Annotated in this window: 15 protein-coding genes; 12 read left to right on the top strand and 3 right to left on the bottom strand. The window is 71.3% G+C overall.

All coding sequences use genetic code 11. The annotated features are described in order from the left end of the window. Position 1 precedes the first annotated feature (1 nt). Genes OCS65_RS20895 through xylB form a run of 3 tightly spaced genes read left to right on the top strand, consistent with a single transcriptional unit; the run spans position 2 to position 3,803 of the window. On the top strand, positions 2 to 1,474 hold the full coding sequence (locus OCS65_RS20895; protein WP_006933853.1) for a mannitol dehydrogenase family protein: 1,473 nt from the start codon (positions 2 to 4) through the stop codon (positions 1,472 to 1,474). Continuing rightward, a complete protein-coding gene (locus OCS65_RS20890) occupies positions 1,471 to 2,397 on the top strand; it encodes a carbohydrate kinase family protein (RefSeq protein ID WP_006933855.1) in 927 nt (308 codons plus the stop codon). The genes OCS65_RS20895 and OCS65_RS20890 overlap by 4 nt, the downstream gene beginning before the upstream one ends. Further along, positions 2,394 to 3,803: a xylulokinase gene (gene xylB / locus OCS65_RS20885; RefSeq protein ID WP_006933858.1), complete on the top strand. Its 1,410-nt coding sequence runs from the start codon at positions 2,394 to 2,396 to the stop codon at positions 3,801 to 3,803. The genes OCS65_RS20890 and xylB overlap by 4 nt, the downstream gene beginning before the upstream one ends. A gap of 14 nt (positions 3,804 to 3,817) precedes the next feature. Here xylB and OCS65_RS20880 read toward each other — a convergent pair whose 3' ends face one another. Further along, positions 3,818 to 3,991 (bottom strand): hypothetical protein, encoded by a 174-nt coding sequence (locus OCS65_RS20880; protein ID WP_006933860.1) that lies wholly within the window; start codon positions 3,989 to 3,991, stop codon positions 3,818 to 3,820. Positions 3,992 to 4,140: 149 nt separating this feature from the next. Between OCS65_RS20880 and OCS65_RS20875 the strand changes: the two genes are divergently transcribed. Together OCS65_RS20875 and OCS65_RS20870 are read left to right on the top strand one after the other, a co-directional pair. Continuing rightward, positions 4,141 to 4,611, top strand: a complete 471-nt coding sequence (locus OCS65_RS20875; RefSeq protein ID WP_043799220.1) for a VOC family protein — start codon at positions 4,141 to 4,143, stop codon at positions 4,609 to 4,611. 57 nt (positions 4,612 to 4,668) lie between these two features. Then, on the top strand, positions 4,669 to 5,985 hold the full coding sequence (locus OCS65_RS20870) for an MFS transporter (RefSeq protein WP_065922839.1): 1,317 nt from the start codon (positions 4,669 to 4,671) through the stop codon (positions 5,983 to 5,985). A 3-nt stretch (positions 5,986 to 5,988) separates the two neighbouring features. Here OCS65_RS20870 and OCS65_RS20865 read toward each other — a convergent pair whose 3' ends face one another. Further along, positions 5,989 to 6,633, bottom strand: a complete 645-nt coding sequence (locus OCS65_RS20865) for a LysE family translocator (RefSeq protein ID WP_065922838.1) — start codon at positions 6,631 to 6,633, stop codon at positions 5,989 to 5,991. A gap of 95 nt (positions 6,634 to 6,728) precedes the next feature. Between OCS65_RS20865 and OCS65_RS20860 the strand changes: the two genes are divergently transcribed. From OCS65_RS20860 to OCS65_RS20835, 6 genes are all read left to right on the top strand, one after another. Then, positions 6,729 to 7,619: a LysR family transcriptional regulator gene (locus OCS65_RS20860; RefSeq protein ID WP_029542302.1), complete on the top strand. Its 891-nt coding sequence runs from the start codon at positions 6,729 to 6,731 to the stop codon at positions 7,617 to 7,619. A gap of 212 nt (positions 7,620 to 7,831) precedes the next feature. Then, a complete protein-coding gene (locus tag OCS65_RS20855; protein WP_065922837.1) occupies positions 7,832 to 8,659 on the top strand; it encodes an IclR family transcriptional regulator in 828 nt (275 codons plus the stop codon). 45 nt (positions 8,660 to 8,704) lie between these two features. After that, complete coding sequence (locus tag OCS65_RS20850; protein WP_006933873.1) at positions 8,705 to 9,499, top strand: 2-keto-4-pentenoate hydratase; 795 nt, start codon at positions 8,705 to 8,707, stop codon at positions 9,497 to 9,499. After that, positions 9,496 to 10,284, top strand: a complete 789-nt coding sequence (locus OCS65_RS20845; protein WP_006933875.1) for a 2-keto-4-pentenoate hydratase — start codon at positions 9,496 to 9,498, stop codon at positions 10,282 to 10,284. Before OCS65_RS20850 ends, OCS65_RS20845 begins: the two co-directional genes overlap by 4 nt. A 2-nt stretch (positions 10,285 to 10,286) precedes the next feature. Continuing rightward, positions 10,287 to 10,484, top strand: a complete 198-nt coding sequence (locus OCS65_RS20840) for a tautomerase family protein (RefSeq protein ID WP_006933877.1) — start codon at positions 10,287 to 10,289, stop codon at positions 10,482 to 10,484. Between the two features lie 131 nt (positions 10,485 to 10,615). Continuing rightward, positions 10,616 to 11,881, top strand: coding sequence for an acyl-CoA dehydrogenase family protein (locus tag OCS65_RS20835; RefSeq protein ID WP_065922836.1), 1,266 nt, complete (start codon positions 10,616 to 10,618; stop codon positions 11,879 to 11,881). Between the two features lie 123 nt (positions 11,882 to 12,004). Here the strand turns inward: OCS65_RS20835 and OCS65_RS20830 are convergent, their stop codons facing one another. Further along, entirely contained in the window at positions 12,005 to 13,009 is a 1,005-nt protein-coding gene (locus OCS65_RS20830) for an AraC family transcriptional regulator (protein WP_043799227.1), read from the bottom strand. A 131-nt stretch (positions 13,010 to 13,140) separates the two neighbouring features. Here OCS65_RS20830 and OCS65_RS20825 point away from each other — a divergent pair, with 131 nt between their 5' ends. Continuing rightward, complete coding sequence (locus OCS65_RS20825; RefSeq protein WP_029542310.1) at positions 13,141 to 14,355, top strand: cytochrome P450; 1,215 nt, start codon at positions 13,141 to 13,143, stop codon at positions 14,353 to 14,355. Position 14,356 lies beyond the last annotated feature (1 nt).

The following is a 14,356-nucleotide window of genomic DNA, read 5'->3' as shown; positions in this document are numbered from 1 at the left end:
AGTGGACCTGGGGGAGAACACCCTGAACGCCCTGCCCGTCCCTGGCCCGACCTACTCGCGCCGCGACATCGGCGTCGGCATCGTGCATTTCGGGGTCGGCGGATTCCATCGTGCCCATCAGGCGATGTACGTCGACCGGCTGCTCGAACGCGGCGCCCGCAACTGGGGCATCTGCGGCGTCGGCGTCATGCCCGGCGACCGCCGCATGCGCCACGCCCTCGCGTCCCAGGACGGCCTCTACACCCTGATCCTGCGCCACCCGGACGGCAAATGGGAACCGCGGGTGATCGGTTCGATCGTCGACTACCGCTACGCCCCCGACGATCCCGAGGCGGTGATCGAACTGATCGCCGCACCCACCACCCGCGTCGTCTCGCTCACCGTCACCGAGGGCGGTTACAACATCCGCCACGACACCGGCGAATTCGACGTCGACGACCCCGCCGTCCGCCGCGACCTCGAGCACCCCGACGCGCCGGCCACCGTCTTCGGCCTGGTCACCGCCGCGCTCGCGCGCCGCCGGGAGCGCGGGCTGCCGTCGCCGACGATCATGTCGTGCGACAACATCGAGGGCAACGGCACCGTCGCCCGGCGGGCTTTCACGTCCTTCGCCGAACTCGTCGACCCCGATCTCGCCGGCTGGATGCGCGAGCACACCCGGTTCCCCAACTCGATGGTCGACCGCATCACCCCCGTCACGACCGACGACATCGCCCCGGAACTCGACGCCCGCTTCGGCGTCCGCGACCGCTGGCCCGTCGTCTCCGAACCGTTCACCTCGTGGGTGCTCGAGGACGACTTCTCCTGCGGCCGTCCGGCCTTCGACGAGGCCGGGGTGCAACTCGTCGACGACGTCGCGCCGTACGAGTTGATGAAGCTGCGCCTGCTCAACGCGAGCCACCAGGCGCTGGCCTACTTCGCCCACCTGTGCGGCTACCGCTACGTGCACGAGGCCGCCCAGGACCCTCTGTTCGCGGAGTTCCTGCTCGACTACATGGACACCGAGGCCACCCCCACCCTGCGGCCCGTGCCCGGCATCGACCTCGCGCAGTACAAGCGCACCCTGATCGAGCGCTTCGCCAATCCCGAGATCCGCGACACCGTCGCCCGGCTGTGCGCCGAATCCTCCGACCGCATCCCGAAGTGGCTGCTGCCGGTGGTGCGGGAGAACCTCGCCACGGGCGGATCGGTGCGCCTGGCCGCCGCCGTCGTGGCCGGCTGGGCCCGCTACGCCGAGGGCATCGACGAGGCCGGCGACCCCATCGAGGTCGTCGACCGGCTCGCCGACACCCTCGGGCCCCTCGCCCGCAGCCAGCGCGAGGAGCCGACCGCCTTCCTCGGGAACCGGTCCGTCTTCGGGGATCTCGCCGATCAGCCGCGGTTCGTCGAGGCCTACCTGTGGGCGCTCGGGTCCCTGCACCGCGTCGGGGCCCGCGCCACCCTGCAAGCCCTGCGCAGCAAGGTCGGATCGTGAACGGGCCCGTCCTCGTGATCGGCGAGGCGCTCGTCGACATCGTCCGCCGGGGCGCGGCCGAGCCCGTCGAACACGTCGGCGGCAGCCCGCTCAATGTCGCCGTCGGCCTCGGCCGGCTCGGCCGCGACGTCGAGTTCGTCACCCATATCGGCGACGACGACCGCGGCCGCCGTATCGTCGGCCACCTCGCGGCCTCGAAGGTGCGGCTCGCCGCCGGCAGCAGCACCGCGGCGCGCACCCCGACCGCGACCGCCGTGCTCGACGAGAACGGCTCCGCCACATACGAGTTCGACCTGGAATGGCAACTGCCCGATCCTCGTCCCACGCCCGGTGCCCGGCACGTGCACACCGGATCCATCGCGGCCCTGCTCGAACCCGGCTGCGAGGCCGTCGCCGCGCTGCTCGACCGGCACGTGCCCACCGCGACCGTCAGCTACGACCCGAACGTCCGGCCCGCGCTCGTCGGCGACGACCCGCGCGCCCGCGACCGCATCACCCGGTTCGTCGCGGGCGCCGACGTCGTCAAGGCCAGCGACGAAGACCTGCGCTGGTTCGCCCCCGGCCGCGACCCCCGCGACGTCGCGCGGGAGTGGCTCGCGCTCGGGCCGGCACTCGTCGCGGTGACGCTCGGTGCGGGCGGTGCCGTCGCCGTCGCGCGGTCCGGCGCCGTCGAGGTCGCCGCGCACCCGGTCGAGGTCGTCGACACCGTCGGCGCCGGCGACGCGTTCATGGCCGGCCTGCTCGACGCCCTGTGGACCCAGGAGCTGCTCGGCGACCGCGAGGGCCTGCGCGGAATCGGACCGGACGCGCTGCGCACGGCCCTGGACGTCGCCGCGCTCACCGCGGCCCGCACCGTCGCGCGTGCCGGCGCGGACCTGCCCACCCGCGACGAGCGGGACGCCGACCCGAAGGAGCCGTGGTGACGCTCGTCGCCGGGATCGACTCGTCCACCCAGTCCTGCAAGGTGCTCGTCTGCGACGCGCACACCGGCCGCATCGTGCGGCAGGGCCGCGCCCCGCACCCCGACGGCACCGAGGTCGACCCGCGTGCCTGGGCGGACGCCCTCGACCGCGCCGTCGCCGCCGCCGGCGGGCTCGCCGACGTCGCCGCGGTGTCGGTCGGCGGTCAGCAGCACGGGCTGGTGACCCTCGACGAGACCGGGACGGTGGTGCGCCCGGCGCTGCTGTGGAACGACACCCGCTCGGCCGCGGCCGCCGCCGACCTCGTCGCCGACCTCGGGGGCGGACAGAAGTGGGCCGACGCCGTCGGCGTCGTCCCGCTCGCCGCGATCACCGTCGCCAAGGCCCGCTGGCTCGCCGACCACGAGCCCGCCCGCGCCGACCGCACCGCGGCGCTGTGCCTGCCGCACGACTGGCTGACCTGGCGGCTGGCCGGAGGATCGGACATCGGTGCGCTGATCACCGACCGCAGCGACGCCAGCGGCACCGGCTATTACAGCGCCGCCGACGACGCCTATCGCACCGACCTGCTCGAACTGGCGTTGCGCGGCCGGCGGCCCCTGCTGCCCCGGGTGGCCGGACCGGCCGAACAGGTCGGGGAGACGAGCCGGGGCGCCGCGCTGGGACCCGGCGCCGGGGACAACGCCGCCGCCGCCCTCGCCCTCGGTGCGCGCGAGGGCGACGTGATCGTCTCCGTCGGCACGTCGGGCGTGGTCTCGGCGGTCTCGGTCACCTCCACCCGCGACCCCGACGGGCTGGTCGCCGGCTTCGCCGACGCCACCGGCCGCCACCTGCCGCTCGTGTGCACCCTCAACGCGGCGCGGGTCCTCGACGCCACCGCCGCGCTGCTCGGCGTCGACCACGACGAACTGTCACGGCTCGCGTTGTCGGCCCCGCCCGGCGCCGGCGGGCTCGTGATGGTGCCGTACCTCGAGGGCGAGCGCACCCCCAACCGCCCCGGCGCGACCGGCGCGATCCACGGCCTGCGCCTGACGAATTCGACGCGGGAGCACCTGGCGCGCGCGGCCGTGGAGGGGCTGCTGTGCTCGCTCGCGGACGGCCTCGACCACATCACCGCGCAGGGCGTGCCGGTGCGACGGGTGCTGCTCGTCGGTGGCGGCGCCCGTTCCCGCGCGCTGCGCGAGGTCGCGCCCGGCGTGCTCGGGGTCCCGGTCGAGGTGCCCGAGCCGGGCGAGTACGTCGCCGTCGGCGCGGCCCGCCAGGCGGCGTGGGTGCTCGACGGCGGTGCGGAACCACCGCGGTGGCAGGGTGGTGCCGTGCAGCGTTACGAGACCGACCCGATGCCGGCCGTGCGCGCCCGGTACGCGGAGGTCCGCGACCTGACCGAGGACACGATCCGTTGCAGCTGACGCGGGTGGCCTGCTCAGGACAGGCCGAAGGCACTGGCCAGGAAGTCGATCAGCCAGGAGAAGATCTCGACGGACCCGATCACGCTCGAGCCCTCGTCGGTGGTGTCGGCGAGGGCCGTGCCGGGCGCGAGCGCCGACAGGACTGTGGCGCCGAGAACTGCCGTGGTGATGCGAGCCGACGTCCGCATGAGCGTCTCCTTCCGACGGGTATCGAAACCAGTTCATGATCGCCCGGGCATGCACCGGTTCGCGACCGCGATGAGTTCCGGTTCCGTCTCGGGTCGATATCTGTGACACCGAGGGCAGTGCCGTCATCCACCCGAGCAAGGAGAAGACGATGCCGAAGATCACCCCGTTCCTGTGGTTCGACACCGAGGCCGAGGACGCGGCCAAGTTCTACACCAGTGTGTTCCCCGACTCCCGCATCCTGGGCACCACCTACTACCAGGACGCCGGCCCCAAGCCGGCCGGCACCGTCATGGCCGTCGACTTCGAACTCGACGGCCAGCGCTACGTCGCGTTCAACGGCGGCCCGGAGTTCTCGTTCTCCGAGGCGGTGTCGCTCCAGATCGACTGCGCCGACCAGGACGAGGTCGACCACTACTGGAACGCCCTCACCGAGGGCGGGGAGGAGAGCCAGTGCGGCTGGCTGAAGGACCGCTTCGGGCTGTCCTGGCAGGTGGTGCCGCGGCGGCTCTACGAGCTGCTCTCCGACACCGACCCCGAGGTGGGACGGCGCATCACCGAGGCGATGTTGCAGATGCGCAAGATCGAGATCGCGCCGCTCGAGGACGCCGCCCGCGGCTGAACCGGCGCGGCGGCCGAGCCCAGCTATCACCGCGGTGGCGGTGATAGCTTTCGGTCGATGACCACGCGCACCGAGCGGCTCGACGAGCTCCCGTTCACCCGCAAACACGGCAGGCTGCTGCTCGGCTCCGGTGTGGGCTGGGCGCTCGACGCCATGGACGTCGGGCTCATCTCGTTCGTGATGGCCGCCCTGGCGGTGCAGTGGGGCCTGAGCACGACCCAGTTGTCGTGGATCGGTTCGATCGGCTTCGTCGGGATGGCCGTCGGCGCCGCGCTCGGCGGCCTGCTCGCCGACCGGATCGGCCGGCGCCAGGTGTTCGCGGTGACACTACTGGTGTACGGCCTGGCCACCGGTGCCGCCGCGCTCGCCGGCTCCGTCGCGGTGCTGATCGTGCTGCGGTTCGTCGTCGGTTTGGGTCTCGGGGCCGAACTTCCGGTGGCGTCGACCCTGGTCAGTGAATACGCGCCGCGTCGGCAGCGCGGCCGCATGGTGGTGGCGCTCGAGGCGTTCTGGGCGGCCGGGTGGATCCTCGCCGCCCTCATCGGCTACTTCGTGATCCCGCTCGGCGACGACGGCTGGCGCTGGGCGCTGGCCGTGGGGATCGTCCCCACCCTGTACGCGGTGGTCGTGCGGTTCGGCCTGCCCGAATCCGTCCGGTACCTCGAGAGCCGTGGCCGCTACGGCGAGGCCGAGACGGCCGTCCGGTCCTTCGAGACGTCCGCCGGCGTCGACGCGCCCCCGGACCAGGAGGAGACGTCGCGCCCGGTGCGCACCGACCCGGCGGCGGCCGAGTCGATCTGGTCGTCGCGGCTGCGGCGCCGGACCGTCGCCCTGTGGACGGTGTGGTTCGGCATCAACCTCTCGTACTACGGGGCCTTCATCTGGCTGCCCAGCCTGCTGGTCACCCAGGGCTTCGATTTGGTGAAGTCCTTCGAGTACACGCTGATCATCACGCTCGCGCAGTTGCCGGGGTACGCGGTCGCCGCGTGGCTGATCGAGGTGTGGGGGCGGCGCGCCACCCTGGCGAGTTTCCTCGTCGGCTCGGCGGCGGCCGCGGGGCTGTTCGGCCTCGCCGACACCCCCACCCGGATCGTCGCCGCCGGAATGGCGTTGTCGTTCTTCAACCTCGGCGCGTGGGGCGCGCTGTACGCGATCGGTCCGGAACTGTATCCGACGTCGGTGCGGGCCGCCGGGACCGGTGCGGCGGCCGCGTTCGGGCGCATCGCGTCGATCCTGGCGCCGCTGCTGGTGCCCGGGCTGCTCACGGCCGGCGGCAACCCGCTCGTCTTCGGGGTGTTCGCGGCGGCGTTCGCCGTCGCCGCCGTCGCCGCCTACACGCTGCCGGAACGCAAGGGGCAGGTGCTCGAGGCCTGAGCCCTACGACCGTGCGGGCGGCGCCTGGCTGCAGGCCGTCGCCACGGCGAAGGCCCCGAGGGCCGTGCCGGTGACGAGGCGCTGCGCCCGCACGGCCCGCGGGTGCGTTGCCACGCGGCGCGCGACGGCTGCCGCGCCGAGCACGATCAACCCGTTCACCGTCAGCGCCACCCCGATCTGGACCGCGCCGAGCACGAGTAATTGCCGCCACTCGGGACCGGCGACGGGCGAGACGAACTGGGGCAGCAGCGCCGCATACATCAGGGCGATCTTCGGGTTGAGCACGTTCGTCGCGAGGCCCATGCCGAACAGTCGCGCCGCCGAGTGCTCGGTCGCAGGGGCCGGGGCGAAGAGTGCACCGCCGCCGGGACGCAGGATGCCCCATGCGAGATACGCGAGATAGCCCGCGCCGGCGAACCGCAGGAGATCGTGGGCGACGGGGACCGCGGCGAACAGGGCGGAGAGCCCGGCCGCAGTGGCGAGCAGGTAGCAGAGGAACCCGGCGCCGACACCCGCGAGGGACACCAGGCCGGCCCGGCGGCCCTGCGCCAGCGACCGGGAGGTCAGGTACATCATGTTCGGGCCGGGCGTGAGGACCATGCCCAGCGCGACCACGGCCACCCCGGCCGCAGCGGAGGCAGAAACCACGGGAACCCCTTCCGTTCGGGACAGGATCGAGAGTGCCGCGCGGAAACGTGCACGTCCATCACGGCTTTGTGCAGGGTTCTGTGTAATGTTGCTACATGCTCGACGTCGACGGGCTCGTGGCCCTGCGTGCGCTGCGTGACCACGGCACGGTCACCGAGGCCGCGAGCGCCCTCGGATACACGCCCTCCGCCGTCAGCCAGCGCGTCAAACGGCTCGAGCGACGCCTCGGCGCGGCCCTCACGGCCCCGGCGGGCCGCCGGGTGGTGCTCACCCCCGCCGCCCAGCGCCTCCTCGACGACGCCGAACCCCTTCTCGGGCAGCTGGAATCGGCCTTCTTCCGGGTCTCGGGATCGTCGCGGATCGCCGGCGCGGTCACGGTGGCGGCATTCACGACGGCGATCCGGGCCGGCATCCCCGCGGCGCTGGCCTCGGCCACCATGGGCCGGCCGGATCTGTCCGTCAGGGTCGTCGAGGCCGACCCGGTCGACGCTGCCCTGAGGGTGGCCACCGGGCGGGCCGACGTCGCCGTGCTGCACCACTGGCGGTCGCTGCCGCGGGTGTTGCCCGACACCCTCGTCGCCGAACATGTGCTCGACGACGGCGCCGACGTGATCGTGCGCGCGGACCATCCGCCGGCCCTCGGCGAAACGCTCTCACCGCAACAGCTCTCGTCGTCGGACTGGGTGTCCACCGGCGAGGGGACGCTGTGCCACGAATGGCTGATGTCCATGTTCGCCGGGCACGGCCTGCGCCCCCGGATCACCTGCACGTCGAGTGACTTCGACATCCATCTGGACTTCGTGCGCGCCGGGCTCGCCGCCGCGCTGGTGCCGCGACTGGGCCGCAGGCCGCTGGGACCGGACCTGGTGGCGATACCCGCGCCCGGCGCCGTGCGGGTCGTCAGCGTCGTCCGGCGCGCCGGTCAGGTCGACGACCCGACCCTCGCGCACGTCGTGGCGCACCTGCGGATGTCGTTGGGCGCGTAACCGCCGAGGCCCCGCGAGTGCGCACGTCTCGCGCCGATTCCCGAGGCCGCGCGACGGGATGTGCGCACTCGGTGCGCGTGGAGTCATCCTTCTGTGCATTCCCAGCCATGTTCGCCCGCCATCCGGGGACCTAGTGTTCCAGATCACAAGCATCCGGCGGCGGCGGTGCGCATTCGAGGCCTCCGCCGCGACCCGAAAGGACGGACCTGGACGTGGCGTCACTGCAGACGGTGCAGAGGATCGGACCGGTGCTGGACCTGTTCACGGTGCAGCAACCCGAGTGGGGAGTCTCCGAGGTCGCGGCGGCGATCGACGTTCCCCGATCGAGCGCGCACGCCCTGCTGTCGAGCCTGGTCGACACGGGGCTGCTCCAGTGCCGCGCACGCGGACGCTACCGGCTCGGTTGGCGCGTCGTGGAGCTGGGAGAGACGCTGCGCGGCACCGTCGACGTCCGGTCCTGTGCCGCCCCGGTCCTCGAGCGCCTGGTGGAGAAGTGCGGCGAGACAACTCATCTCGCGGTCATGGATCGATGGAACGTCCTCTATGTGGACAAGATTCTCGGCAATCACAACATCACCGTGCAGGGTGCGCGGATCGGGACGCGCCTGGATGCGCATTCCACGGCGGTGGGCAAGGTGCTGCTCGCGCAACTCGAGGAGATCGAGGTGCGCCGGTATCTGGCCACGCGCCCGTTGCGGCGGCTGACACCGTCGACCACCACGAACCCCCAGGCACTTCTGGACGCCCTGGCCGGTGTGCGCTCGGCCGGCTTCGCTGCGGACCTCGGGGAGACGGTCTCGGAGGTGCACTGCGTCGCCGCCCCGGTGCGCGACGACCTGGGTTCCGTCGTGGCGGCCGTGAGCGTGAGCGTGCCCGCGACGCGCTTCGTCCAGCGGCGACCGCAGCTCGAGCGGGCCGTGGTCGGTGCCGCGCACGAGATCACCCGGGCGATCGCCGAAGCCCACGACTGCAGTCCCGTGCTCCTGCGGGACGACCCGGGTGCCGCCGGTTTGACGGCGGCGAGCCCACGCGCCTCCTGACCACGAATCCGACCGCACGAACGAGACAAGCGAAAAAGAGGAGCCATGGACACCGCCGCCCACAAGGCCGCAGACCGACTGCTCGAGGTGTATCGCACGGGGGAACCGATCGATCCGCTCACCCCGGACCATCCCGACGCGTCGATCGAACTCGCCTACCGGATCCAACAGCTGCAGGTCGAGCAGTGGACGCTGGCCGGTGATGTCGTCAAGGGCCACAAGGTGGGCTTGGCCTCCCGCGCGATCCAGCGGCAGATGGGCGTCGATCAACCCGATTTCGGGCACCTGACCGCGAGCATGTTCCACCTCGAGCACCAGCCGATCCCCGCCGGCCGCTTCCTGCAGCCGCGGATCGAGCCCGAGGTGGCGTTCGTGCTCGGCCGGCCGCTGGCCGGTCCGGGCGTCACCGCCGCCGAAGCCGCGCGGGCCGTGGACTTCGTGCTGCCCGCACTCGAGATCGTCGACTCGCGGATCCGGGACTGGAAGATCGGCATCTTCGACACCATCGCGGACAATGCCTCCTCCGGCGGGGTGATCCTGGGGAGCCGGCCGGTCTCCCTCGGCGACGTCGACCTGAGGCTGATCGGATGCACGCTCCACATAGGCGGTGAACTCACCGCGACGGGAGCAGGCGGAGCCGTGCTCGGGTCCCCGCTCAACGCACTGGTGTGGCTGGCCAACACGGTCGGCCCGCTCGGGGTCACCCTCGAACCGGGGCATGTGGTGCTTCCAGGTTCCATGACCAGGGCGTTCCCGGTGGCGGCGGGCGACTCCGTCGTGGCGAACATCAGCGGGCTCGGCAGCGTCACCGCCGTGCTCGGAGGAAAGGACGAGAAATGAGCGACCAGTTGTGGAGCGCGGCCCGCGTCGCCGACGTGCTGCTGCGTGCGGAGGACACCGCGACCCCGCAGACGTCGATCCTCGCGGAATGGGACGGACTGGACCTGGGGACCGCGTACGCCGCGCAGGACATCGCGTTGCGCATGCGGCTCGCCCGCGGCGAGCGGCTCACCGGCGTGAAGCTCGGGGTCACGTCGAAGGCGAAGCAACGGCAGGTGGGCGTGGACTCGCCGTCCACCGCGTGGCTCACGGACCGGATGATCCTGCCGATCGGCGAGCCTGTCCCGCGCGAGAAGATGATCCACGCCCGCGCGGAGCCGGAGATCGCGTTCGTCATGGGCCGCAGGCTCGAGGGACCCGGGGTCTCGGCCGCGACCGCGCTGGCCGCGGTGGAGCACGTGGTCGGCGCGATCGAGATCATCGACAGCCGGTTCTCCGGCTACCAGTTCTCGATGATGGACGCCGTCGCGGACAACAACTCGTCCGGACGGTACGTGACCGGTCCGGTCGGCCGTGCGCCGGAGGATCTCGATCTCGCCCTCGAGGCGTGCCTGCTCGAGGTCGACGGCGAGGTGGTGGACTCGGCGACGGGCGCCGCGGTGCACGGACATCCCGCGGAGGCGCTGGCCTTCGCCGCGAACACCCTGGCCGAGCGGGGACTCGCCATCGAGGCAGGGTGGGTGGTGCTCACCGGCGGCATGACCGACGCGGTGCCGGTGCAGCCGGGGGCGCGCATCGCCGCGCACTTCACCACCCTCGGCACCGTCACCGTCGCGGGAGGCTGACGATGCCGTTCATCGACGTGACGATCGCGGAGGGGCGCAGCCCGGACGAGCTCCGGAGGCTGATCCACGAACTGACCCAGGCGGCGCACCGGGCCCTGGACGCGCCGCTGCCCAACATCCGGGTGGTGCTGCGGGAGACGCCGAAGACACACTTCGCGGCGGGTGATGTGACGATCGCCGAGCGTGAGACACGGGCCTGAACGGTCCGGATATCCCGAACTGCGACAACGCCCGCCGGCGACGAAGTCGAGCATCGTGATCGGACCGGATCGGGGCGGGGCCGCGGGATACACAAGGGAGACACCATCCCCTGTATCCCCCGGAGAACCCGATGACGTCGAACCGACAGCGCGCCCTGACCCTGGTTGCCGAGCCCGAGCCCGGCTGCGAACGGGTGGCGGACCGGATGTACCACGACCTGCTGTCGCCACCGGAGGTGCGACAGGTGCGCGACCGCGTCCGGGACTTCGCCACCCGGGCCGTCGCGCCGATCGCCGGCCGGATCGCCGGCGGGGACGAGCGCCTCGACGGGTTCCCGCGGGACGCGTTCGAGGCCATGGCCTCGAACGGTCTGTTCCGCATTCCCTTCACCGCGGACGTCGGTGGCGACGGACTCACGCATCGCGCCACGGCCACCGCGGTGGCCGTCGAGGAACTGGCGTACTACTCCAACAGTGTCGCCGCCATCTACGACGTCCATTGCATCCTCGCCGGCACGGCACTGGACCAGGGCACCGAGGAGCAACGGCACCGATGGCTGCGTCCCGTCGTCGACGGGGAGATCGTCGGGTCGTTCGCGACGAGTGAGCCCGGTGCGTCGAGCGATCTCTCTCCCGAAGCGGTGCAGACCGTCGCGAGCCCGGACGGCGACGGGTGGGTACTCACCGGCCGCAAGCGGTGGATCACCAATTCGGTCGTCGCCGGCGTCGTCGTCGTGCTCGCCCGGACCGGCGACAGCCTCACCACCTTCATCGTTCCCACCAGCGCACCGGGCGTCACCGTCGGCACACCCGACCGCAAACTCGGCAACCGCGGGCAGATCACGGCCGACGTGATCCTCGACCGTGTTCGGCTCGGACCGGAAGCGGTGCTCGGGCGGGTCGGCGGCGGCCTGCGCGTCGCGCTCCGGACACTCACGTACGGCCGCATCGGAATCGGCGCCGCCGGCGTCGGCATGGCGCAGGCCGCCTTCGACCGCACCGTCGCGCATCTGAAGTCGCGGCACGCGTTCGGTGGTTCGCTGGCTTCCAAACAGCACTGGCAGTTCGTGATGGCCGACTACGCGGCGGATCTCGAGGCCGCCCGCAGCCTGTACCTGAAAGCGGCTCTTCGGCTCGACACCGGGGAACATTTTCCCGAGCCCGAAGCGGCGATGGCGAAGCTGCGCGGCACCGACCTGGCGGCGCGCATCGCCCGGGATGCCGTGCAGGCGTTCGGCGGACTCGGATTCGTGCAGTCCCTCGGAGCCGACGACACCGAAGGACCGGTCGAGGCGATATACCGGGACAGCAAGATCGGTGAGATCTACGAGGGCGCCAACGAGATCCAGCGATGGGTCCTCGCACGACAGATCTTCGGACGCGATCACACCGGATAACGGAACATTCTCCGCACATCATTCGGAGCGCGGGACGGTCGTCGATCTCCGGCGAGGCAACGGGACGAACGGTTCTCGCGGGACTGCGGACGCGCGGTGCACGCGGTCCGCCCGTCCCGGCGACTATCGTACGGCTCGACCGAGCCGGAAATGCGCGGGGCTGGAGCCGAACTGCCGACGGAAGGCACGGCTGAAGTGGGACACGTCCCGGAAGCCGACCAGGCCGCTGATCTCGGTGACCGTGAGGTCGGTTTCCGACAGCAGGGCACGCGCGCGTCCGAGGCGTACCTGGTACAGCCAGGTGCGGGGGGTGGTTCCCGCCGTGCTGAACAACTTGTGGATGTACCGCACGGACATTCCGAGTTCCGCGCCGACATCGGCGAGCGTGTGGTCGGGGTCTCGGAGATACCGGACCATGGTGCTCTGCACCTTGCGAAGGTCGTCCGCGTGGATCCGCTTCGTGGCGCTCAACGGGGGCGACTGTTCACCGATCGCGCTCACGAGCAGATCCAGCGCCGCGGCCGCAACGGTTGCCGAAGAGCCCTGCGACAAGGGGGTATCGGCGGTGGCGACCTCGACGAGGAACCGGGACACGAACCGTCCGATTCCGGACTGTCCGGAAATGCCCTGGCCTGTCACGCTGTTCATGAGCTCGACAGGAAGGCGGGAGGTCAGCTGCTCACGCGGCGTGCGCAGCACGATCTGCTCGAATTCGGTTGTGGCGTCGACGACGAACGGTGCCGACGAGTCGACGATGCCGAAGGCGCCGTCGGTGAGGGTCGCCGACCGGGTCCCCTGCGTCAGGATCGCGGAACCGCGCGTGATCAAGCACAGCAGGTAGTCGTCGTTCGGATCCGAGGTGATCATCGACGGTGTCCGCACCACCGCGTGCGGATCGGCATGCACCACACTGACGGTCATCTCCCCGAGCGGGCGCGCGACCAGATCCGCCGCGAAACGGTCGTGCGTCTGCGGCCAGTCGACGTCCATCTCGCAGTAGGTCGTCTCGAGCGTGTCCGTCCACCGGGCACGACCTTCGGTGGACTCCAGTTCGCGCGTGCTCAGCGCCAATCTCCGGCCGGACGCCGCGGTGCACGGGGAGTCATCCTTCGGTGCACTGTCGGTCATGTTCCCGCTCACCTCCGCCTTCTAGTGTTCCAGATCACAGGAACTCGGCGGGCGGACGATACCGCGGGACACCCCGTCTGCGCGACCCCGGCCGTCATCTCCGGATGAGCCCACGACAGGAGAGCGACATCATGACCACCACCCATACCTGGATCGACGAGATCACCATGGAGGAACTCGACCGCGACCCGAATCCGATCTACGAGCGGCTGCGCCGGGAGGCGCCGGTCGCCTACGTCCCGGCGATCGGGATGCACGTGGTGGCCACGAGGGAGCTGTGCCTGCAGATCACCCAGGACTCCGAGACGTGGTCCACGGTGATCGCCCCCTCGGGCGGGCGGACGTTCGGGACCGGAACCGTGCTCGACTCCAACGGCGAGCGGCACCGCAAGCTGCGCGAATGGATCGATCCGCAACTCCGGCCCGCCGCGGTCGACTCCTACGTGGAAGCGCTGGTCCGGCCGCAGGCGCGGAGCATCCTCGAACGGATCGAGGAACTCGGGGCCGTGGACATCCAGGAGGCCTATTTCGCTCCGGTCAGCGTCCGTGCGGTCGGTGACCTGATGGGTCTGCGGAACGTCCCCTCGGAGACGCTCGTGCGGTGGTTCCAGACGCTCGCGCTGTCGTACGGCAACGCCGAGGTCGACGAGAACGGCGAGTTCGCCCATGCCGAGCCCTTCGAGGCCGGAGACCGGATCAAGGAGGAGATCGTCGCCACCGTCGATCCGTTGCTCGACCACTGGACCCGCAATCCCGACCACACGTTGATCTCGCACTGGTTGCACGACGGAATGCCGGAGGGGCAGGTGCGGGAGCGGTCGGAAATCTACCCGAACATCTACGTCTTCCTGCTCGGTGCGCTGCAGGAGCCCGGTCACGTCATGACGACGACACTGGCGGGCCTGCTGCAGCATCCCGACCAGCTCGAGCGCGTCGTCGACGATCCGGATCTCCTCCCGCGGGCGGTCAACGAGGGCGCGCGCTGGGTAGCGCCGATCTGGAGCGCCGCCGTCAAGGTCGCGAACCGGGAGGTCACCGTCGGCGGCGTCGACCTGCCCGCGGGTACGCCGGTCATACTCGCGTACGGCTCGGCCAACCGCGACGAGACGGTGTGGGCGAACCCGGACGCCTACGACGTGGACCGGCCGGTCATGCCGCACCTCGCCTTCGGCGCCGGCAAGCACGCCTGTGCCGGCACCTACCTCGGGACCGCGATCGTCCGGATCGCCCTCGAGGAGTTGTTCGAGACGATCCCGAACATCGAACCCGACCCCGACCGCACCCCGAGCTTCTGGGGCTGGACCTTCCGCGGCCCGCAGGGCCTGCACGTCCGATGGGAGGTGTAGT

Origin of the sequence: Rhodococcus aetherivorans (assembly GCF_025722975.1) — a bacterium.
GTDB lineage: Bacteria > Actinomycetota > Actinomycetes > Mycobacteriales > Mycobacteriaceae > Rhodococcus > Rhodococcus aetherivorans.
Note: the sequence above shows the minus strand (reverse complement) of the source record. Positions and strands in the feature narration are given on the sequence as shown.